The following is a 19,308-nucleotide window of genomic DNA, read 5'->3' on the forward strand; positions in this document are numbered from 1 at the left end:
GCATGTCCACGGAGAGCATGACACTGGCGAGGGCGCTCAACCAGTCCCTGCGCAAGGCTTTGGATGACGATCCCCAGGTGCTGGTGATGGGGGAGGACGTCGGCCGGCTCGGCGGCGTGTTCCGCGTGACCGAAGGTCTGCAGAAGGACTTCAGCGAGGAACGGGTCATGGACTCGCCGCTGGCGGAGTCGGGCATCGTGGGCACGGCGATCGGGCTCGCGCTCAACGGCTACCGGCCGGTGGTGGAGATCCAGTTCGACGGGTTCGTCTTCCCGGCGTACGACCAGATCGTCACGCAGCTGGCGAAGGTGCACGCCCGCTCGCGGGGGATGCTCACGATGCCCGTCGTGATCAGGATTCCCTACGGCGGCGGGATCGGTGCCGTCGAGCACCACAGCGACTCCCCGGAAGCCCTGTTCGCCCACGTGGCCGGACTGAGGGTGGTGTCACCGTCGAATGCCGCGGACGCCTACTGGATGCTGCAGCAGGCCATCCGCAGCGACGATCCCGTGATCTTCTTCGAGCCGAAGCGGCGGTACTGGGACACGGCGGAGGTCGACCGTGCCGTGCCTCCCGTCGACCTCCACCGGGCCGACGTCGTACGCCGGGGGACGGACGTGACCCTCGTCGCGTACGGGCCGATGGTGAAGGTGTGCCTGGAGGCCGCGGAAGCGGCGGCCGAGGAGGGCAGGTCCCTGGAGGTGATCGACCTGCGGTCGGTGTCACCGGTGGACTTCGACACGGTGCAGGCCTCGGTGGAGAGGACGCGCCGGCTGGTCGTCGTGCACGAGGCGCCGGTGTTCTTCGGCGCGGGCGCGGAGATCGCCGCGCGGATCACCACGCGGTGCTTCTACCACCTGGAGGCACCGGTCCTGCGCGTCGGCGGCTACCACGCGCCGTACCCCCCGGCCCGGCTGGAGGAGGAGTACCTGCCCGGCCTGGACCGGGTGCTGGACGCTGTTGACCGCTCGCTGGGATACTGAGGGACCACGCAATGACTGACACAGCTGTCCGTGTGTGCGAGTTCAGGATGCCCGACGTGGGCGAAGGCCTGACGGAGGCGGAGGTCCTCACCTGGCACGTCCGGCCGGGCGACACGGTGACCGACGGCCAGGTCGTCTGCGAGATCGAGACGGCCAAGGCGGTGGTGGAGCTGCCCGTCCCGTTCGACGGCGTCGTGCACGAGCTGCGGTGCGGCGAGGGCGAGACGGTCGACGTGGGCCAGGTGATCATCTCGGTCTCCGTGGCCGAGGCGGCGGCCGTCCCGCCGCCACGGACCGCGCCGCAGCCCCCGCCACCGGAGCGCCTCCCGGTCCTCGTCGGGTACGGGGTCGGACGGAGCTCGACCAAGCGGCGGCCCCGCAAGCCGGTCGTGCCGGGCCCCGCCCCGGTGCCGGGACGAGCGCTGGCGAAGCCGCCGGTCCGCAAGCTGGCCAAGGACCTCGGCGTCGATCTGGCTACGGTGGTGCCGTCGGGACCCGGCGGCGTCGTCACCCGCGACGACGTGCACGCGGCGGTCGTTCCGCTGCCCGTTCCCGCACCGGACGCGACCGCGGCCCCGCAAGCGGCCCCGGCGGCGACCGCGGCCCCGCCGGTGCCGGCGGAGCGTGAGACCCGGACACCGGTCAAGGGGGTACGCAAGGCCACCGCGGCGGCGGTCACCGCGTCCGCCTTCACCGCGCCGCACGTCACGGAGTTCGTGACCGTCGATGTGACGCGCACGATGAGACTGGTGGCGGAGCTCAGACAGGATCCGCAGCTGGCCGGCTGCCGGGTCACCCCGATGCTCCTCGTGGCCAAGGCGCTTCTCGTGGCGGTCGGGAGGAACCCGGGGATCAACGCCACCTGGGACGGGGCCGCGCAGGAGATCGTGCGGAAGCACTACGTCAACCTCGGTATCGCCGCCGCCACGCCCCGCGGGCTGATCGTGCCGAACATCAAGGACGCCCACACGATGTCGCTTCCGCAACTGGCCTCCGCCATCACGGAGCTGGTGTCGACGGCCCGGGAAGGCGGCACGTCACCCGCCGCGTTGCGAGGCGGCTCGATCACCCTCACCAACATCGGCGTCTTCGGAATCGACGCCGGTACCCCGATCCTCAACCCGGGGGAGTCGGCGATCCTCGCGGTCGGCGCCATCGGCCCCCGGCCCTGGATCCACAAGGGGCGGATCAAACCCCGTCAGGTGGTGACCCTCGCGCTCTCCTTCGATCACCGACTGGTCGACGGCGAGCTGGGGTCCATGTTCCTCGCGGACGTCGCCGCCGTTCTCGAGAGGCCCCGGCGACTGCTCACCTGGGGCTGATCCGCGTACGACACGGCCGAGCACGGGCCCGCTACCGCCCGGGAGACGTACGCGCCCCGGCCCGGCCGCCTCCCCCGACTCCGTGTCACCACTCCCAGGACCGGGCCGGTCCCCGACACTCCCCCGTTCGGGGGCCGGCCCTCCTCACCGCCCTTCCCAGCGATACACAAGGAGACTTCAGTGGTGGTCGACGCCTCGGCGAAGACGGTGCAGCGCGTGGACCGGGTCGTCATCCGCTTCGCGGGCGACTCGGGCGACGGCATGCAGCTCATCGGTGACCGTTTCACCTCGGCGACGGCCTCGTTCGGGAACGACCTCTCGACGCTGCCGAACTTCCCCGCCGAGATCCGCGCACCTGCCGGGACCCTGCCCGGTGTCTCCTCCTTCCAGCTGCAGTTCGCCGATCACGACATCCTCACGCCGGGCGACGCGCCCGATGTGCTGGTGGCGATGAACCCGGCGGCGCTGAAGGCGAACATCGGGGACGTGCCGCGCGGCGCGGAGGTCATCGTCGACACCGACGAGTTCACCAAGCGCCCGATGGTGAAGGCCGGTTACGGGACCTCCCCCCTGGAGGACGGAACCCTCGCCGCGTACCGCGTGCACCCTGTGCCGCTGACCACGCTCACGGTCGGGGCGCTGAAGGACTTCGGGCTGTCCCGCAGGGAGGCCGAGCGCAGCAGGAACATGTTCGCGCTGGGCCTGCTGTCCTGGATGTACCACCGGCCCACCGAGGGTACGGAGACGTTCCTGCGGGAGAAGTTCGCGAAGAAGCCCGCGATCGCCGAGGCCAACGTGGCCGCCCTCCGGGCGGGCTGGAACTTCGGGGAGACGACGGAGGACTTCGCGGTCTCCTACGAGGTGGCCCCGGCCACCCGGGCGTTCCCCGCCGGCACCTACCGGAACATCTCCGGGAACCTGGCCCTGTCGTACGGGATCATCGCCGCGGGACACCTGGCGGACCTGCCGGTCTATCTGGGCTCGTACCCGATCACCCCGGCATCGGACATCCTGCACGAGCTGAGCAGGCACAAGAACTTCGGTGTGCGGACCTTCCAGGCGGAGGACGAGATCGCCGGAATCGGCGCGGCGCTGGGCGCGGCCTTCGGCGGCGCTCTCGGGGTCACGACGACGTCGGGCCCCGGAGTGGCGCTGAAGTCGGAGACGATCGGGCTCGCCGTGTCCCTGGAACTGCCGCTGCTGATCATCGACATCCAGCGGGGCGGGCCCTCCACCGGGCTGCCCACCAAGACCGAGCAGGCCGACCTGCTGCAGGCCATGTACGGGCGCAACGGCGAAGCCCCCGTGCCCGTCGTAGCGCCGCGCACCCCCGCCGACTGCTTCGACGCCGCACTCGACGCCGCCCGGATCGCGCTCACCTACCGCACCCCCGTCTTCCTGTTGTCCGACGGCTACCTCGCGAACGGCTCCGAGCCGTGGAGGATCCCCGACACCGACGACCTCCCCGACCTGCGGACCCCCTTCGCTACCGGTCCCAACCACACCCTCGCCGACGGCACCGAGGTGTTCCGGCCCTACAAACGCGATCCAGGGACGCTGGCCCGCCCCTGGGCCGTCCCCGGCACGCCCGGGCTCGAGCACCGGATCGGGGGGATCGAGAAGCAGGACGGCACGGGCGACATCTCGTACGATCCGGCCAACCACGAGTTCATGGTGCGCACCCGCCAGGCGAAGACCGACGGCATCCAGGTCCCCGATCTGGAGGTGGACGATCCGGACGGCGCGAGCACCCTCGTCATCGGCTGGGGCTCCACGTACGGCCCGATCACGGCGGCTGTGCGCCGGCTGCGCGCGGACGGACACGCCGTCGCGCAGGCCCACCTGCGCCACCTCAACCCCTTTCCCCGCAATCTGGGCGAGGTGCTGGGGCGCTACGGGAAGGTGGTGCTCCCGGAGATGAATCTCGGCCAGCTCGCCACCCTGCTGCGCGCCAGGTACCTGACGAACGTCCATTCCGTCACCCAGGTCAACGGGATGCCTTTCAAGGCTGAGCAGTTGGCCCGGTCCATCCAGGAGGCACGCCGTGCGCAGTGAAGCCCTGTCGCTCGTACCGAAGGCGGAGGCCGTACAGGCGGCCAGGGACTTCAAGTCCGACCAGGAAGTGCGCTGGTGCCCCGGTTGCGGTGACTACGCGGTCCTCGCGGCGGTGCAGGGCTTCATGCCCGAGCTCGGGCTGGCGAAGGAGAACATCGCGTTCGTCTCCGGCATCGGCTGCTCGTCCCGGTTCCCGTACTACATGAACACCTACGGGATGCACTCCATCCACGGCCGCGCCCCCTCCATCGCGACAGGGCTCGCGACCTCCCGCCGCGACCTGTCCGTGTGGGTCGTCACCGGCGACGGCGACGCGCTCTCCATCGGCGGGAACCACCTGATCCACGCCCTGCGCCGCAACGTCAACCTCAAGATCCTCCTCTTCAACAACCGCATCTACGGCCTCACCAAGGGCCAGTACTCGCCCACCTCCGAACGAGGCAAGATCACCAAGTCCACACCGATGGGTTCCCTGGACGCCCCCTTCAACACCGTCTCCCTGGCTCTCGGCGCCGAGGCGTCCTTCGTGGCCCGCACCGTGGACTCCGACCGCAAGCACCTCACCGGCGTGCTGCGGGCGGCCGCCGACCACCCCGGCACCGCACTGGTCGAGATCTACCAGAACTGCAACATCTTCAACGACGGCGCCTTCGACGCCCTCAAGGACAAGGAGAAGGCCGAGGAGGCGGTCATCCGCCTCGAACACGGCCGGCCCATCCGCTTCGGCGCCGACGGCCACAAGGGCGTCGTCCGCGACCCCGTCACCGGAGACCTGGAAGTCGTCGCCGTCACCCCCGGGAACGAGGCGCACGTCCTCGTCCACGACGCGACGGCCACCAGCCCCGCCACCGCCTTCGCCCTCTCCCGTCTCGCCGACCCCGACACCCTCCACCACACGCCCATCGGGATCTTCCGTGACGTCGAGCGGCCCGTCTACGACACCCTCATGACCGAGCAGCTCGAGGCGGCCGTCGACCGTGACGGGAAGGGTGATCTGGCCACGCTGCTCCGCGGCAGGGAGACCTGGACCGTGCCCGGGACCCGGGCACGGGGCTGATCGTCGGGCGCCCGGCCCGCCGCAGTACCGACGGCCCGCCCGGACGGGGAGGCCCGTCCGGGCGGGCCGGGCGCCCCCTCGGCGGCGTACGCGCGTCCCACCCCGCCTGGAAGAGGGGTGTTTTGCCCCGTAAAGCAACTAATCATGAGGGGGATCGCGCTTCGGTGACACTGCTTGGATGCTCGAAATATCGGCGGGTTACCATATGAGCACCGCCTAGCTCGAAAGATAACCCTGTGACTGTCAATGACGACTCGTTCACCAACTGGAAGAACCGCGAAGAGATCGCGGAGTCGATGATCCCCGTCATCGGGAAGCTGCACCGGGAGCGGGACGTCACCGTCCTCCTCCACAGCCGCTCCCTGGTGAACAAGTCGGTGGTCAGCATCCTCAAGACCCACCGGTTCGCCCGGCAGATAGCCGGTGAGGAGCTCTCGGTCACCGAGACGCTGCCGTTCCTGCAGGCTCTCGCCGCGCTCGATCTCGGCCCTTCCCAGATCGACATCGGCATGCTCGCCGCGACGTACAAGGCCGACGACCGAGGGCTCTCCGCGGAGGAGTTCACCGCGGAGGCGGTCGCCGACGCCACGGGCGCCAACAAGATCGAGCGCCGCGAGGGACGCGACGTCGTGCTCTACGGCTTCGGCCGCATCGGCCGCCTCGTCGCGCGCCTCCTCATCGAGAAGTCCGGCTCCGGCAACGGCCTCCGGCTGCGTGCCGTCGTCGTCCGCAGGGCCGGTGACCAGGACATCGTCAAGCGTGCGTCGCTGCTGCGCCGTGACTCGATCCACGGACAGTTCCAGGGCACGATCACCGTCGACGAGGCGAACAACAAGATCATCGCCAACGGCAACGAGATCCGGGTGATCTACGCCGACGACCCGTCGGAGATCGACTACACGGCGTACGGCATCAAGAACGCCATCCTCATCGACAACACCGGCAAGTGGCGCGACCGCGAGGGTCTTTCGGAGCACCTCCGCCCCGGCGTCGACAAGGTCGTCCTGACCGCGCCGGGCAAGGGTGACGTCCCCAACATCGTGCACGGGGTCAACCACGACACGATCAAGCCGGACGAGCGGATCCTGTCCTGCGCGTCCTGCACCACCAACGCGATCGTTCCGCCGCTGAAGGCGATGGCCGACGAGTACGGCGTGCTGCGCGGTCACGTGGAGACCGTCCACTCGTTCACCAACGACCAGAACCTGCTGGACAACTACCACAAGGCCGACCGCCGCGGACGGTCCGCGCCGCTCAACATGGTCGTCACGGAGACGGGCGCCGCCTCCGCGGTGGCCAAGGCGCTGCCCGACCTCAAGGCGCCGATCACCGGCAGCTCGATCCGGGTCCCCGTCCCGGACGTGTCGATCGCGATCCTCAGTCTGAGGCTCGGGCGCGAGACCAGCCGTGAAGAGGTCCTCGACCACCTCCGCAACGTGTCGCTGACCTCGCCGCTCAAGCGCCAGATCGACTTCACCACCGCTCCCGACGCGGTCTCGAGCGACTTCATCGGCTCGCGCCACGCCTCGATCATCGACGCCGGTGCCACCAAGGTCGACGGCGACAACGCGATCCTCTACGTCTGGTACGACAACGAGTTCGGCTACTCCTGCCAGGTCATCCGCGTCGTGCAGCACGTCTCCGGGGTGGAGTACCCGACGTTCCCGGTGCCGGTCACGGCGGCCTGACGCGGGACCGGACGGCAGCAGGGCGGCAGCCTGCTGCCACCTCGTCCTCCCCGTATGCCCGGAGGCCGTACCGGATGTTCCCGGTACGGCCTCCGAGGCGTCTGCGGCCCGTCGTCAGGCGGTCCGGCCGGAGCCGGTTCCCTCCGCCGCCTTGATGCCCTTGGTGATGCTGTCCAGGACGGAGAGCTTCGGTGCCTCGCTGTTGATGTCGAAGCCGGAGCGCACGACCACGAGCATCTCCTCGACGTTCGGCGAGGGGAAGGCGAGCGACTCGACGTACCCGTCGTCGCCGTCCTTCGTCACCACCTTCCAGCGCACCAGATAGCCCTTCTGACCGGCCACGGTGACCGCCTCGGACCTGAGCTGCTTGTGCGAGGTGATGCCGCCGTAGATCTTCTCGCCGTACGACTCCTCGGCGTTGGCCTCGATGTCCGCCTCCGCCGCGGCCTTCGCCGTGGTCGCCGTGACCTTCAGCGCCTGCGCCGGGGCGGAGAACACCCCGCCGCGCACGCACTTCTGGGTCTCGTCACCGGGGCAGCTGTGCTCGCCCGTGGTCACCCCGGCGCCCACCGGCCCGGACTGGCCGGTCCAGCCGTCGGGCACCGGGATGCTGATGCCACTGGCCAGGTCGGTGGCGTACCCCTCCTCGGTCTGCGGCGACCCCTGGCCGGGGCCCTGGCCCCCCTCGCCGTCCCGTCCGCCACCGTCCGGTGCGCCGGGGGCTTCTGAAGGGGCGTTGGCCGACGTGTCGTTCGTGCCGGAGCCGTCCTCCCCCAGCAGGTACGCGCCGCCGCCCACGGCCGCGAGGAGTACGACACCGGCGGCTATGCCGGCGCCTATGCGTATCCGGCGGCGGCGGACGGTCGCGGGGGGTACGCGGAGCTGGTCGGTCCACCGGCTCCCGTCCCACCAGCGTTCCTGTACGGGGCCGATTCCTGAATACCCGGGGTCTGCATGCCATCCGGGCGGGCTCGTCTGGGTCACGAGAGAACCGTAGGCGCACTGAGTGAGAATCGTATGAAACGCACAGCGTGGCCGTAGTCACGTCCCGGGATCGTCGTGGCACCCTGGGCCCCTGTCGGCCGCCGTCGTACCCCGGACGGGGCACGACGGCGCCTATGGTTCGATCAGACCGGCCCGGATCGCGTAGCGGGTGAGTTCCAGGCGGTCGCGGAGTCCCAGCTTCTGCAGCAGATTGGCCCGGTGCCGCTCCACGGTCTTGACGCTGATCACGAGGAGATCGGCGATCTCCTTCGACGAGTGGCCCTCGGCGACCAGCTTCAGGATCTCCTCCTCGCGGTCGGTGATCGCCCGGGCCGGGACGTCGCCGCCCTCCCTCACGCGGTCGAGGTAGTTCCGGATGAGCGCGGTGACCGCGCCCGGATAGAGGAACGGCTCGTCCCGCATCGCGGCCCGGCAGGCCTCCACCAGGTCCCGGTCGGCGACGGACTTCAGCACGTACCCCGAGGCGCCGGACTTGAGCGCCTCGAAGAAGTACTGCTCGTTGTCGTACATGGTCAGCATGAGGATGCGCAGTTCCGGCATCACCTTGGACAGCTCGCGGGCCGCCTGAAGCCCCGTCAGCCGCGGCATGGCGATGTCGAGGATCGCCAGGTCCGGTTGCTCCGAGCGGGCCAGTTCGATGGCCTCGGCCCCGTCACCCGCCTCGGCGACGACCAGGAGATCCGGCTCACCGTCGAGGATGAGCCGTACGCCCCTGCGGACCAGCGCGTGGTCGTCGGCGAGCAGGATCCGGGTCCTGGCGGGCCGGGAACCGGTGGTGGAGGATGTGGCCGGGGACGTGGGCATCTCAGGTGCTTCCGTTTCGTACAGGCACGACGAGGCGCACGTCGGTGCCACCCGACGGGCCGTCACCGAGGCTCAGTTCGGCGCCGATCAACAGGGCTCGTTCGCGCATCCCGCGCAGGCCCGCTCCTTCGGGGGCGCCCCCGAGGCCGCGGCCGTTGTCGCGGATGCGCAGCTCCACCCCTCCCGGGCGGCGGCGCAGGGAGAGTTCGAGCAGGGTGGCCCCGGAGTGCCGGACCGTGTTGGTGAGGCACTCCTGGGCGATTCGGTAGACGACCAGCTCGGCCTCGTGGCCCAGTTCGGGCAGGTCCTTCTCCATCTGCCGTCTGATGACGAGGCCCTCCGGGGGCGGCGTCTCGGTGATCAGGGCCGTGAGCGCACTGACGAGGCCCAGCTCGTCCAGCACCCCCGGGCGCAGCCGGCGGGCGATCCGGCGGATCTCGTCCAGGCTGCCCCGGGTGATCTCCTGGACATGGATCAGCTCCTCGCGCAGCGGCTCCGGAGCGTGGCCCGCGACCCTCTTCAGTTCGAGCAGGACCGCCGTGAGGGTCTGGCCCACCTCGTCGTGCAGTTCCTGCGCGACCCGGCGGCGTTCGCCCTCCTGGGCGGAGAGCGCGCGGGCGCTGCTGGTCGCGCGCTCCGCCTCCAGGCGGTCGAGCATGCTGTTGAACGTCTCGATCAGATCCGCGATCTCGCCCTCCCCGGCGACCTCGGGACGCGGACGGGGGCTCAGCAGGTCGATGGTCGTCATCGCCCGGGTGACCCGCTGAAGCGGAGCCAGGCCCAGCCTGAGGAGCAGGGCGTTCGCGCCCAGCATCGAGGCCATGCCGCCGGCCAGGATCAGCGCCTCGGTCAGCACCACCGGCGCGGAGACGGTGATCGGGCCGAGGAGCAGCAGGGCGCCGGCCGCCACCAGCACCGCGGCGTTGAGCAGGAAGATGCGCCAGAACAGTGACAAGACCGCATGACCTCCTTCGGGTGGTTGCATCAGCGGTTGACTGCCCCCACTATGGCCGGTGCCGAGGGGCTCCGGCCGGTGCGGGGCACGGTCGGCAGGGGTGTCTGCATGGTGGGCACCCCCGAAGATGGGTGTCAGCACCTATGGTCCGCGGCCCCCTCCCCGGACGACGATGGAGCCAGGTGCTCAACGGGTTTCCGCACCGGGAGGGAGTCACCATGGCCTACTACGACGAGCGACTGCGCGGCCTTGAGGACCGGAGCCGCAGCGACGAACCCTACGCCGTCGACAGCCCACGCGCCGCCGACGTCTCCGCTGCCGCCGAGGCTCTCGGCCGCGGCGCGCCCCGCGCTCCGCGCACCTACCGGCGCGGACTCGCCTGGGTGTGGCTCGCCGCGGGGCTCGCTGCCCTGGGCGTCGGCATCGGCATCGGGCACGGGGTCCTCATCGCCGCCGGACTCGTGGTGGCCGGAGTGGCGGGACAGCTCTTCGATCCGCGGCGCAGGGAACGCGCACCGCGCGACCGGGTGCCGCACCCCCGCTGACCCCAGCAGCTGCCCAGGGGCCGCCGGACCCACCGTGACGGTGGGTCCGGCGGCCCCTGTCGCATTGGTCCGACCACACACTCTGTGTGACATAGTCGGATCATGCGTACCGTCCGGAGCAGGGAGTAGCGGATGCCCGTCGAGTGGCAACCCGTACGGCAGTCCCGCACGCACGAACTCGTGCTCCAGAGCATCGAGGAGCGTGTGTTCGCCGGAGAGCTCAAGGCCGGTGACCGGCTGCCCCCCGAGCGGGAGCTCGCGCCCGTGCTCGGAGTCAGCCGTTCGGCGCTGCGCGAGGCCCTCCGGGTGCTGGAGACCATCGGCGTCCTGGTCGCCCAGCCCGGCCGGGGCCCGGACTCCGGGGCGCGGATCGTGCGCAACCCGGACGACGCCCTGGGACGGCTGCTGCGGCTGCACTTCGCGCTCGGCAGCTACAGCCTGCACGACGTGCTGGAGGCGCGGGTCGTGCTCGAGCGGTCGAGCTGCGAGGCCGCCGCGCGGCACGCCCCGGCCGAAGACCTCGACGAGGCCGAGGAACTGCTCCGGCGGATGGGGGAGCCCGACGTCGGTGTGGCCGAGTTCAACGACCTCGACACCCGCTTCCACGTACTTCTGGCCGGAAGTTCGGGCAACGCCCTCACCTCCACCCTCACGTCCGCGGTGCGCGAGTCCGTGCGCCCGCTGATCCTGCGGGCGCTGGAGGAGACCGAGGACTGGCCGGCCACCGCGGGTGCGCTCAACGCGCAGCACACCCGGCTGCTGCGGCTGGTGCGCGCGGGTCGGGGCGAAGAGGCGGCGGACCTGGTGGAGGAGCACATCAGGGGCCTCCACGGAACGCTGGTCGACGAGACGTGACCCGTGGGGGGTGTGCCCCCGCGGGAGGGAGTGGGGACGGTGCGCACCGTCCCCACTCCCTTTCTCGTTCCCGGGCGCGTCCACGGTTCCGCATACGGACCGAGGCTAGTATGGTCGGACCATAAAACGACCGAGGAGGCCTCATGCGCATCGGACTCTTCGCCACCTGTCTGGGAGACACGCTCTTCCCCGAGGCGGTGAAATCCACCGCGGTGCTGCTCGCCCGCCTGGGCCACGACGTGGTGTTCCCGCCGGGCCAGACATGCTGCGGGCAGATGCACGTCAACACCGGCTACCAGCGTGAGCCCGTCCCGCTGGTGCGCAACTTCGCCGAGCAGTTCGGGGACTCCTCGATCGACGCGGTCGTCATGCCGTCCGGATCCTGCGCCGGCTCGGTCCGGCACCAGCACGAGATCGTCGCCGAGCGGTACGGGGACGCCTCGCTCCGCGCGGGTGTGGCCACCGTCAAGGCCAAGACGTACGAGCTGTCCGAGCTCCTCGTCGACGTCCTCGGCGTCACCGGGGTCGGCGCGTACTTCCCGCAGCGCGTCACCTACCACCCCACCTGTCACTCGCTGCGCATGCTCAGGGTCGGTGACAAGCCGCTGCGGCTCCTGCGCGCCGTGGAGGCGATCGACCTCGTCGAACTCCCGCAAGCCGACGCCTGCTGCGGCTTCGGCGGCACCTTCGCCGTCAAGAACGCAGGGACCTCCACCGCGATGCTGCAGGACAAGATGCGCAACATCGGCACGACGCGGGCCGCGGTCTGCACCGCCGGGGACTCCTCCTGCCTCATGCACATCGGGGGCGGGCTCTCCCGCATCAGGTCGGGTACGCGCACCCTGCACCTGGCCCAGATCCTCGGGTCCACCCGCACCACGCCGTACGCCCTGACGGAGGCGGTTCGATGAACACGTTCCTCGGCATGCCCGCCACCCCGCCCCGCTCCCCGTACGGGACGGGGAACCTGCGGGGTGACCGGAAGTTCCCGAAGGCGGCCCACGACGAGCTGGCCAACGGGCAGTTGCGGCGCAACCTGGGCAGGGCGACCAGCACCATCCGCACCAAACGGCTCGTCGTCACCGGTGAACTCCCCGACTGGGAGCAGCTCCGCGACGCGGGATCGGCCGTCAAGACCGACACCATGAACCGGCTGCCCGAACTCCTGGAGCAGCTGGAGCAGAAGGTCACCGAGCGCGGCGGCACCGTCCACTGGGCACGCGACGGCGTCGAGGCCAACGAGATCGTCGCCCGGCTGATCAGGGCGACGGGCAGCAGCGACGTCATCAAGGTCAAGTCGATGGCCACGCAGGAGATCGGCCTCAACGAGCACCTCGAATCGCTCGGCATCACCCCGTACGAGACCGACCTGGCCGAGCTCATCGTGCAGCTCGCCGACGACAAGCCGTCGCACATCCTGGTGCCGGCCATCCACCGCAACCGTGACGAGATCCGGCAGATCTTCCTCGACGAGATCCCCGGTGTCGACCCGGACCTGGACAACGTGCCCGCACACCTCGCCGCAGCGGCCCGCGCCTATCTGCGCGAGAAGTTCATGACGACCAGGGTGGCCGTCTCCGGCGCCAACTTCGGCATCGCCGAGACCGGCACCCTCTCCGTCGTCGAGTCCGAGGGCAACGGCCGGATGTGCCTGACGCTGCCCGACACCCTCATCACCGTGATGGGCATCGAGAAGGTCCTGCCGCGCTATCAGGACCTGGAGGTCTTCCTCCAGTTGCTGCCGCGCTCCTCGACGGGGGAGCGGATGAACCCGTACACCTCCCTGTGGACCGGTGTGACACCCGGCGACGGACCGCAGGACTTCCACCTGGTCCTCCTCGACAACGGCCGCACCGCCGCACTCGCCGACCCGATCGGCCGCGAGGCCCTCAACTGCATCCGCTGCTCGGCCTGCCTCAACGTCTGCCCCGTGTACGAGAGGACCGGGGGGCACGCGTACGGATCGACCTATCCCGGTCCGATCGGTGCGGTCCTGACCCCGCAGCTCGCCGGGATGGACGCGGCGAAGGACGACCCCAACAGCTCCCTGCCGTACGCCTCCAGCCTCTGCGGCGCCTGCTTCGACGCCTGCCCCGTCAAGATCGACATCCCGTCGATGCTCGTCGAGCTGCGTCACCAGCACACCGAGCAGTCCGGTGCCTCGGCGGAGAAGCTGGCCATGAAGGCCGCGGCCGCCGTGATGAAGAGGCCGAAGCTGTACACGGCCGCGCAGAAGGCCGCGGCCCTCGGCCGGGTCGTGGGCGGACGCGACGGCACGATCACCCACCTGCCCGCCCCGTTCGACGGCTGGAGCGACAGCCGTGACACCGCCGCCCCGCCCAAGCAGTCCTTCCGCTCCTGGCTGGCATCGGCCGAGGGCGCGGCGACGCTGCGCGCCGCCGCGGAAGAGGGCGTCCTGCCCGCCACCGACGCCCACACGGAGGACCAGTGACGGCGACCGCCCGCGACACGGTGCTCGGCCGGATCAGGGACGCCCTGGCCCTGGCCCCCGCGCCCGCCACCACCGTCCCCCGCGACTACCGGACCGGCCGCACCCTCCCCGACGGGGAACGCCTCGCGCTCCTGACCGACCGGCTCGTCGACTACAAGGCACGGGTGCACCCCTGCACCGCCGACGACACGGCCCGTGTGATCGCCGAGGTGCTCGCGGCGCACGGCGCCCGGCGGATCGGGGTGCCCGCCGGGCTCGACGAAGGGTGGCTCACGGCCTACGACGGCGAGGTGCAGCGGGACTCCGCGGACATCCCGGCACCGGGCCTGGACGCGCTCGACGGGGTGGTGACCGCCTCGGCCGTCAGCTGCGCGGAGACGGGCACGATCTTCCTGGACGGATCGCCGGACCAGGGCCGCCGCGCGCTGTCCCTCGTCCCCGACCTGCACGTGTGCGTCGTCAGCCTGTCCTCCGTCGTCGTCGGGGTCCCGGAGGCGGTCGCCCGGCTGGTGCCCGAGCGGCCGACGACCCTGATCAGCGGTCCTTCGGCCACGTCCGACATCGAGCTGGAGCGGGTCGAGGGCGTGCACGGCCCGCGCACCCTCGCGGTGGTGATCCGCACCGACGCGTGAGCCCCGGCCCCTCCGTCCGGTCCCCGTGCGGAGGGGCCGGACAGCCCGGCGGTATGACATGAGGCCGGAACACGGAGGGCGCCGTCGGTTCACCCGACGGCGCCCTCCGTGTTCAGCCGGCGTGCACGACCTCCAGCGGTGCGAAACCGATTCGCGTCACCGAACCGTCGTCCGCCCAGGCGACCTTCACCGTGCCGCCGTCCACGTCGACCCCGCTCACCGCCACGTCGAGACCCACCGGTGCCGGCTCCGCGGTGAGCGACGCCAGGGCCACCAGAACCGCCGTCCCCTCCACGTCGGCAGCCAGCCGGGGCAGGACCGCCCACCGGGTGAACGCCGTGCCCTGCGGGGCCCGTACCTCGTCGAGCTCCGTCCAGCCGTGCAGCCCGTGCAGCGCCGAACGCACCTCGCCGCCGGGAGCCGTCGCCCAGCCCGTCTGCTCCGCCAGCGAGCCGGGCGGGGCGCCGAGGATCCGGTGCACCCGCAGCTCGTACCGCCCCCGCACCACCGTGACGCTCTCCACCCGCAGCCCCGGCATCGTCGGCGCGCCCGCCGGGAAGACCGGGCAGTGCCAGGAGGCGGCCCAGCCCCAGCCGTCCTCGTGCCCGGCGCCCATCGGATGGATGCGGAAGCGGCTGCTGCGGATGCCGGCCACCCGCACCGACAGGTGGTTGTCCGGGGTGTTCTCCGCCGCGGTGGGACCGGTCCTGGTCGAGTACGCGAGACGCGCGTAGTGCGGATCCGACGCGGCGGCCGAATCGCCCTCGTGGGGCCGGGCGTGGTCGCTGCCGTGGTTGTGCAGCCGGACGATGCCGTCCGCCCGTGTCGACTGCACCAGCAGCCCGGGCGAGGGCAGGGACAGCACCCGGTCGGCGCTCTCGCTCGGCGCGGGCTCCTCGGACGCCGTCCACAGCGGATGGCCCTCCGGGGCGAGCAGCGCGACGAACGCCTTCGACGCCCAGTACGGCGACGAGGGGCCCGAATACACCTGCAGCGTCGCGTCGTGCGGACCGTGCCAGCCGAGGCTCAGCAGACCGTCGCCCCCGGTCGCCCCGCGGTCCAGGAAGTACCGCAGCGATCCGCTGATCAGCCGCCGCGATACGCCCGGGGCCAGGGGAGTGTGCCCGGACACCGCACCCATTGCGACAGCCGCGCCCGCCGCGAACCGGTAGGTGAGGGAGCGCCCGAAGTGCAGCGGTGCCCCGTCCGCGCCGAACATCAGCGAGAAGCTCTCCAGGTGCTCGCTCAGCCGTGCGCCGTAGTGCGCGGCGAGCTCCGCGTCGCCCGACAGGTACGCGTCCAGGACCGGATACAGGTGCAGCGCCCAGCCGTTGTAGTGGTCGAAGGCCCGCCCGTCGCCGTCGGCGTACCAGCCCTCACCGCGGTACCAGACCTCCAGCAGGTCCAGGGCCCGCTGCCGGGCCCGTGCCGTCTCGGCGTCGCCCCGGCCGACCGACTCCAGGAAGCCGGCGACGGAGAAGGGGAACAGGTACCAGTTGTTGGGAGCGGGCGAGTGCCGCAGGGCGCCGCGCAGCCACTCCTCGGCCCGGTCCTGGGTCCCGGGATCGAGCCGGTCCCACAGCCACGGGCGGGTCAGCCGCAGTCCGATCGCCACGGACGCGGACTCGACCATCGGCTGCCCGAAGACGGTGTGGTCGAGGATCAGAGGCCAGGACTCGGCGTCGTCGCGTCCCGCCGTACGCGTCCCCGCGGTGATCCCGTCGGCGTAGCGCTCCAGCCAGTTGTGCGGGTCCTTACCGTCCGCCCCGGCGACCCGGAACGCGGCGGCCAGGAACGTACGGGCGTAGCCCTCCAGACCGTCGGAGCGGACACCGGAGCGCGAGGGGCGGCCCGGCAGGTCGAGCATGGCCCGGCCCGGGGTGGCCCACTTCCAGGCGGCGTGCAGCAGACCGTCCGCCGCGGCCTCCCAATGCGCCCGGGTGAATCCGGTGTACGGGCTCGATGAGCGGTCCTCTGCGGGGAGTTCGAAGGAGGGAGAGGTCATGCGAGGAAGGCCAGCCTTTCGCGTCGTACGGGATGGGCGAAGCCGTCGCCCGCGGCCCAGCGGGCGACCTCGGCGACCGCCAGATCGGCCAGCCGGCGCAGTTCGTTGCCCTGGGACCCCGCGAGGTGCGGGGTGATGAGCGCGTTGTCGCAGTCCCACAGCGGATGCCCGGCCGGCAGCGCGTCGGGGTCGGTGACGTCCAGGACCGCCCGGATCCGGCCCCGGCGCAGGACGTCGGTGAGGGCGTCCTGGTCGACGACCGCGCCCCGCGAGGTGTTGATCAGGACACCGTCGGGCCGCATCGAGGAGAGGAGGCCACGACTGACGAGCCCGGTGGTCGCGGGCAGCAGCGGGGTGTGGACGCTGACCACGTCGCTCTCCGCGAAGAGACCGTCGAGCGTGACGGACCGGACCCCGAGCGCGGCGGCCTCCGCCTCGGAGACGTACGGATCGTGGAGCAGCACCCGCAGGTCGTAGGGGCGGAGCAGCTCGATGACCCGCCGGCCGATCAGGGAGGCGGACAGAATCCCCACCGTACGACGGTAGTTGCCCACATCCGGCGGGGTGGCGAGCCAGGCGTCGCGGCGCCGTGACGCCCGGAAGTCACGGGCCCGCTCCAGGACCCGCTTCCCGGAGAGCAGGATCATCGCGACCGTGTACTCGGCGACCGGCAGCGCGTTGGCGGCCGCGGCCGACGAGACCTCGATGCCCCGGTCCCAGCAGGCCTCCGTGACGTGGCCGCGTACGCTGCCCGCCGTGTGCACGACGGCCCGCAGCGCGGGCGCGTCGGCCAGCACGCCGGCGTGGACGGGCGGGCAGCCCCAGCCGGTGATCAGCAGCTCCGCGTCCGCGAGGGCGGCGCGGGCCGGTCCGGTCGTGAAGTCGTCGATCACCGGTCCCGGTGCGAGGGCGCAGGACGCTGCCAGTGCGGCCAGCGAGTCCGGGGAGAGCACCGCGGCGGCGGCCTCCCGGCTCATGGCGAGTGCGGCACGCGGACGTCGGCGGTCGGGGGAAGTGCTGGGCATGGTTCTCCTGTGCGGTGGTCCGGGGCGGTTCGGCGGTGCGGCTACTTGACGGCGCCCGCCGTCAGACCGGACCGCCAGAAGCGCTGGAGCAGGGCGAACGCGAGGATCAGGGGCACCACCGCGAGCAGTGAGCCCATGATGACGACGGGGTAGTACTCCGGCGAGACGGAGGCGGAGCTGTTCCATGAGTAGAGGCCCAGGCTGACCGGGTACAGGTCCTGGTCGGAGAGCATCACCATGGGCAGGAAGAAGTTGTTCCAGATGGCGGTGAGCTGGAAGAGGAAGACGGTGACCAGTCCCGGCCCGAGCATCCGCAGCGCAACCCGGACATAGGCGGTCAGCTCGCCCGCGCCGTCCATCCGGGCCGCTTCCAGCACCTCGTCGGGCACGTACCCCTGGCTGAAGATCCGGCCGAGGTAGACGCCGAAGGGATTGAAGAGGACGGGGATGAAGACCGCCCAGAAGGTGTTCACCAGACCGGTGCCGGACGCCATCAGGTAGAGCGGCAGGGCGAGGACGGTCTGCGGCACCATGACCGCTGCCAGCACCAGGCCGAACATCTTCTCCTTGTGCGGGAAGCGGTACTTGTCGAAGGCGTAGCCGCAGGCGATGCTGATCAGCGCGCCGAGCGCCGCGCCCAGGACCGCGTACAGCAGGCTGTTGCCGTACCAGCGCCCGTACAGACCGCCGTCCATGGCGAACAGGTCCTTCATGTTCTGGACGAAGGAGAAGTCGGTCAGCGACAGGACGCTGCTGCTGAACAGCGCGTCCCGGTCCTTGGACGCGGCGAGCACCAGCCAGAGCACCGGCAGCAGGGTGTACAGCACCGAGATGCCGACGACCAGATTGACGACGGAGCGTCCGAGGAGCCGTGGCCGCAGGGACGCGGCGGTGCGGGGTGCGGTCGACGTACTCATCGGGTGTCCTCCTCGGCGGCGTTGGCGCGGTTGGTCCAGCGGGTGACGCCGTAGGAGAGGGCGATCGTGCAGAGCAGCAGGACGACCGAGGCCGCTGCCGCGAGTCCGTAGTTGTTGCGGGTGAACGCGGCGTCGTAGATGTACATGCTGGGCGAGAAACGCGAGTTGATCATCGGCGTCGACTGGCTGAGCAGCATCGGTTCGGTGAAGAGCTGGAGGGCGAAGATGAGGGTGAACATCGCCACCATCACGATCGAGGACCGGACCAGCGGGGCCTTGACCCGCAGGGCGGTACGGACCGGGCCGGCGCCGTCGACGACCGCGGCCTCGATCACCTCGCGGGGGACGGCCTGCAGGGCCGCGTAGAACACGACCATGTTGTAGCCGAGGTTGCTCCACAGCGCGATGTTGACGATGGACGGGAGCACGGTGTGCACCCCGAGGAAGTCGACGGTGATGTCGGCCTTGCCGAGCAGCTCGATGACCGGGCTGATGCCGGGGGTGTAGAGGTACAGCCAGATCAGGGCGGCGATGATCCCGGGCACGGCGTGCGGCAGGAACAGCGCCAGCTGGGCCGTGCCGCGCAGGCGCACCACGCCGGAGTCCAGGAGCAGTGCGAGCGCGAGGGCGCCGATCACCATGAGCGGGATGTAGACGAGGCAGTACAGGGCCACGATGCCCAGACCGCCGAGGAACGTCGGGTCGGTCAGCACGGCGCTGTAGTTGCGCAGGCCGGCGAAGACCGTGCGCTCGGGCCCGAAACCGAGGCCCGGCTGGTCGTCGCTGAAGAAGCTCAGATACACGGCGGTGCCGACCGGGATCAGGAAGACGGTCACCAGGAGGACGAAGAACGGTGTCATCAGGACGCCGCAGGCGCCGAGTTCACGGCGCCGGGCGGACCTGCGGCCCGTGGGTGCCGGTGCGGCGGCGGGAACCGTCGGCGAGGGCCGTGCGGGGGCGTCCGGCGCGGCGGAAACGGGGGTGGCGCTGGTCATGGGTGTCACCTGC

At 71.0% G+C, this 19,308-nt stretch carries 17 protein-coding genes; 10 read left to right on the forward strand and 7 right to left on the reverse strand.

The annotated features are described in order from the left end of the window. The first annotated feature begins 2 nt into the window (after positions 1–2). The 5 genes from OG927_RS29515 (at position 3) to OG927_RS29535 (ending at position 7,105) form a co-directional block, all read left to right on the forward strand. Entirely contained in the window at positions 3–983 is a 981-nt protein-coding gene (locus OG927_RS29515; protein WP_056790443.1) for an alpha-ketoacid dehydrogenase subunit beta, read from the forward strand. A gap of 11 nt (positions 984–994) precedes the next feature. Further along, on the forward strand, positions 995–2,305 hold the full coding sequence (locus OG927_RS29520) for a dihydrolipoamide acetyltransferase family protein (protein ID WP_330321073.1): 1,311 nt from the start codon (positions 995–997) through the stop codon (positions 2,303–2,305). 180 nt (positions 2,306–2,485) lie between these two features. After that, positions 2,486–4,360, forward strand: coding sequence for a 2-oxoacid:acceptor oxidoreductase subunit alpha (locus OG927_RS29525; protein WP_242413056.1), 1,875 nt, complete (start codon positions 2,486–2,488; stop codon positions 4,358–4,360). Continuing rightward, a complete protein-coding gene (locus OG927_RS29530) occupies positions 4,350–5,417 on the forward strand; it encodes a 2-oxoacid:ferredoxin oxidoreductase subunit beta (RefSeq protein WP_330321074.1) in 1,068 nt (355 codons plus the stop codon). The genes OG927_RS29525 and OG927_RS29530 overlap by 11 nt, the downstream gene beginning before the upstream one ends. 236 nt (positions 5,418–5,653) lie before the next feature. Next, positions 5,654–7,105, forward strand: coding sequence for a glyceraldehyde-3-phosphate dehydrogenase (locus tag OG927_RS29535; RefSeq protein ID WP_319100609.1), 1,452 nt, complete (start codon positions 5,654–5,656; stop codon positions 7,103–7,105). Positions 7,106–7,219: 114 nt separating this feature from the next. Here OG927_RS29535 and OG927_RS29540 read toward each other — a convergent pair whose 3' ends face one another. The 3 genes from OG927_RS29540 to OG927_RS29550 form a co-directional block, all read right to left on the reverse strand. Beyond that, a complete protein-coding gene (locus OG927_RS29540; protein ID WP_319100611.1) occupies positions 7,220–8,089 on the reverse strand; it encodes a DUF2510 domain-containing protein in 870 nt (289 codons plus the stop codon). Between the two features lie 132 nt (positions 8,090–8,221). After that, a complete protein-coding gene (locus OG927_RS29545) occupies positions 8,222–8,914 on the reverse strand; it encodes a response regulator (protein ID WP_124280446.1) in 693 nt (230 codons plus the stop codon). 1 nt (position 8,915) lies between these two features. Next, positions 8,916–9,869 carry a HAMP domain-containing sensor histidine kinase gene (locus OG927_RS29550; RefSeq protein ID WP_056790422.1) on the reverse strand — a complete coding sequence of 318 codons (954 nt, stop codon included), beginning with the start codon at positions 9,867–9,869 and terminating at the stop codon, positions 8,916–8,918. 218 nt (positions 9,870–10,087) lie between these two features. On the opposite strand from OG927_RS29550, the gene OG927_RS29555 reads away from it, so the two are divergent. The 5 genes from OG927_RS29555 (at position 10,088) to OG927_RS29575 (ending at position 14,353) form a co-directional block, all read left to right on the forward strand. Further along, positions 10,088–10,414: a hypothetical protein gene (locus tag OG927_RS29555; RefSeq protein ID WP_330321075.1), complete on the forward strand. Its 327-nt coding sequence runs from the start codon at positions 10,088–10,090 to the stop codon at positions 10,412–10,414. Between the two features lie 132 nt (positions 10,415–10,546). Beyond that, positions 10,547–11,269, forward strand: coding sequence for a FadR/GntR family transcriptional regulator (locus tag OG927_RS29560; RefSeq protein ID WP_056790419.1), 723 nt, complete (start codon positions 10,547–10,549; stop codon positions 11,267–11,269). A 143-nt stretch (positions 11,270–11,412) separates the two neighbouring features. Further along, complete coding sequence (locus tag OG927_RS29565; RefSeq protein ID WP_330321076.1) at positions 11,413–12,180, forward strand: (Fe-S)-binding protein; 768 nt, start codon at positions 11,413–11,415, stop codon at positions 12,178–12,180. Further along, positions 12,177–13,721 (forward strand): lactate utilization protein B, encoded by a 1,545-nt coding sequence (locus OG927_RS29570; RefSeq protein ID WP_056790412.1) that lies wholly within the window; start codon positions 12,177–12,179, stop codon positions 13,719–13,721. Before OG927_RS29565 ends, OG927_RS29570 begins: the two co-directional genes overlap by 4 nt. Then, a complete protein-coding gene (locus OG927_RS29575) occupies positions 13,718–14,353 on the forward strand; it encodes a LutC/YkgG family protein (protein ID WP_124280445.1) in 636 nt (211 codons plus the stop codon). Before OG927_RS29570 ends, OG927_RS29575 begins: the two co-directional genes overlap by 4 nt. A 112-nt stretch (positions 14,354–14,465) precedes the next feature. On the opposite strand, the gene OG927_RS29580 is transcribed toward OG927_RS29575, so the two are convergent. The 4 genes from OG927_RS29580 to OG927_RS29595 are packed head-to-tail and all read right to left on the reverse strand — an operon-like array spanning position 14,466 to position 19,295. Beyond that, positions 14,466–16,358 (reverse strand): DUF2264 domain-containing protein, encoded by a 1,893-nt coding sequence (locus OG927_RS29580; protein ID WP_330321077.1) that lies wholly within the window; start codon positions 16,356–16,358, stop codon positions 14,466–14,468. Beyond that, positions 16,355–17,383, reverse strand: a complete 1,029-nt coding sequence (locus OG927_RS29585; protein ID WP_056790402.1) for a hydroxyacid dehydrogenase — start codon at positions 17,381–17,383, stop codon at positions 16,355–16,357. The genes OG927_RS29580 and OG927_RS29585 overlap by 4 nt, the downstream gene beginning before the upstream one ends. Before the next feature lie 41 nt (positions 17,384–17,424). Then, positions 17,425–18,300 (reverse strand): carbohydrate ABC transporter permease, encoded by an 876-nt coding sequence (locus tag OG927_RS29590; protein ID WP_056790398.1) that lies wholly within the window; start codon positions 18,298–18,300, stop codon positions 17,425–17,427. After that, a complete protein-coding gene (locus OG927_RS29595; protein WP_056790395.1) occupies positions 18,297–19,295 on the reverse strand; it encodes a carbohydrate ABC transporter permease in 999 nt (332 codons plus the stop codon). Before OG927_RS29595 ends, OG927_RS29590 begins: the two co-directional genes overlap by 4 nt. Between the last annotated feature and the right edge of the window lie 13 nt (positions 19,296–19,308).

The organism is Streptomyces clavifer (assembly GCF_036345975.1).
Classification (GTDB): Bacteria; Actinomycetota; Actinomycetes; order Streptomycetales; family Streptomycetaceae; genus Streptomyces; species Streptomyces clavifer.

What these genes read in the sequence shown, in the direction of transcription:
- OG927_RS29580 (WP_330321077.1), bottom strand. Translation starts at nt 16,358, where the DNA reads ATGACCTCTCCCTCCTTCGAACTCCCCGCAGAGGACCGCTCATCGAGC.
- OG927_RS29595 (WP_056790395.1), bottom strand. Translation starts at nt 19,295, where the DNA reads ATGACCAGCGCCACCCCCGTTTCCGCCGCGCCGGACGCCCCCGCACGG.
- OG927_RS29570 (WP_056790412.1), top strand. Translation starts at nt 12,177, where the DNA reads ATGAACACGTTCCTCGGCATGCCCGCCACCCCGCCCCGCTCCCCGTAC.
- OG927_RS29565 (WP_330321076.1), top strand. Translation starts at nt 11,413, where the DNA reads ATGCGCATCGGACTCTTCGCCACCTGTCTGGGAGACACGCTCTTCCCC.
- OG927_RS29545 (WP_124280446.1), bottom strand. Translation starts at nt 8,914, where the DNA reads ATGCCCACGTCCCCGGCCACATCCTCCACCACCGGTTCCCGGCCCGCC.
- OG927_RS29585 (WP_056790402.1), bottom strand. Translation starts at nt 17,383, where the DNA reads ATGCCCAGCACTTCCCCCGACCGCCGACGTCCGCGTGCCGCACTCGCC.
- OG927_RS29515 (WP_056790443.1), top strand. Translation starts at nt 3, where the DNA reads ATGTCCACGGAGAGCATGACACTGGCGAGGGCGCTCAACCAGTCCCTG.
- OG927_RS29520 (WP_330321073.1), top strand. Translation starts at nt 995, where the DNA reads ATGACTGACACAGCTGTCCGTGTGTGCGAGTTCAGGATGCCCGACGTG.
- OG927_RS29555 (WP_330321075.1), top strand. Translation starts at nt 10,088, where the DNA reads ATGGCCTACTACGACGAGCGACTGCGCGGCCTTGAGGACCGGAGCCGC.
- OG927_RS29590 (WP_056790398.1), bottom strand. Translation starts at nt 18,300, where the DNA reads ATGAGTACGTCGACCGCACCCCGCACCGCCGCGTCCCTGCGGCCACGG.
- OG927_RS29560 (WP_056790419.1), top strand. Translation starts at nt 10,547, where the DNA reads ATGCCCGTCGAGTGGCAACCCGTACGGCAGTCCCGCACGCACGAACTC.